At 57.9% G+C, this 1,550-nt stretch carries 1 pseudogene; it reads left to right on the top strand.

Annotated features, from left to right (window positions below):
- Nucleotides 1–1,550: pseudogene (gene rpoB / locus HUJ17_RS04805) on the top strand (DNA-directed RNA polymerase subunit beta); the annotation flags it as partial.

Here is a 1,550-nt window from a genome sequence, read left to right as displayed (position 1 = left end):
TCCAACCAGAACACCTGCATCAACCAGCGTCCGCTGGTGAAAGTGGGTGACCGGGTTGCTGCCCGCGATATCATGGCTGATGGTCCGTCCGTGGACATGGGCGAACTGGCCCTGGGTCAGAACATGCGCGTGGCGTTCATGCCCTGGAACGGCTACAACTTCGAGGATTCCATCCTGATCTCCGAGCGGGTGGTCAAGGAAGATCGTTTCACCTCCATTCATATTCAGGAGCTGACCGCGATCGCCCGTGACACCAAGCTGGGTCCGGAAGAAATTACCGCAGATATCCCCAATGTGGGCGAGGCTGCACTGTCCAAATTGGACGAGTCCGGCATTGTTTATATCGGTGCGGAAGTGGGCGCTGGCGACATCCTGGTCGGCAAGGTAACACCGAAAGGTGAGACCCAGCTGACTCCGGAAGAGAAGCTGTTGCGTGCCATTTTCGGTGAGAAGGCCTCTGACGTGAAAGATACCTCCCTGCGAGTGTCTTCCGGCGTCAAGGGCACCGTGATTGATGTGCAGGTCTTTACCCGCGATGGCGTGGAAAAAGACGAGCGCGCCAAGCAGATCGAACAGGACTCCCTGGACCAGTTCCGCAAGGATCTGAAGGACGAGTTCCGTATTGTTCAGCAGGATATTCTTGAGCGTTTGCGCACCGTGCTGGTGGGCAAAAAAGTCAATGGCGGTGCCGGCTTCAAGCGCGGTACCGAGCTGACCGCCGACGTTCTGGATAACCTGGATGCGGACAAGTGGTTCGAGCTGCGTCCGGCTGAAGACGATGTGGCCGAGCAACTTGAGCGTGCCCAGCAGTATCTGGAGCTGCACAAGAAAGAGCAGGATGAGCGTTACCGGGACAAGCAGGCCAAGATCTCTGGCGGTGATGACCTGGCTCACGGCGTCCTGAAAGTGGTCAAGGTCTACCTGGCCATCAAGCGTCGTATCCAGCCCGGTGACAAAATGGCTGGCCGTCACGGTAACAAGGGTGTGATCTCCGTGATCATGCCGGAAGAAGATATGCCGTACGACGAGCACGGCGTGCCGGTGGATGTGGTGTTGAACCCGCTGGGTGTACCGTCCCGTATGAACGTGGGGCAGATTCTCGAAACCCACCTGGGGTGGGCGGCCAAGGGTCTTGGTGAGCGGATCGGCGAAATGCTGGCCGAGCAGAAGAAAGTGGCGGAAGTCCGCGGCTTCCTGGACAAGATCTACAACAAGGCAGGTGCCGGTGGTTCACCGGAAGATCTGGACAGCTTCAGTGATGATGAGATCATCGAGCTGGCCCAGAACCTGGTTGGTGGCGTTCCCATGGCAACCGCGGTATTTGACGGTGCCAAGGAATTCGAGATCAAGGAGCTGCTGGAGCTTGCCGGCTACGACCGTTCCGGTCAGATGCAACTCTGGGATGGCCGTACCGGTGAGAAGTTCGATCGCAAGGTCACCGTTGGCTACATGTACATGCTGAAGTTGAACCACCTGGTGGACGACAAGATGCATGCTCGTTCCACCGGTTCCTACAGCCTGGTAACCCAGCAGCCGCTGGGTGGTAAGGC

Origin of the sequence: Alcanivorax sp. (assembly GCF_014762765.1) — a bacterium.
Taxonomy (GTDB): Bacteria; Pseudomonadota; Gammaproteobacteria; order Pseudomonadales; family Alcanivoracaceae; genus Alcanivorax.
Note: the sequence above shows the minus strand (reverse complement) of the source record. Positions and strands in the feature narration are given on the sequence as shown.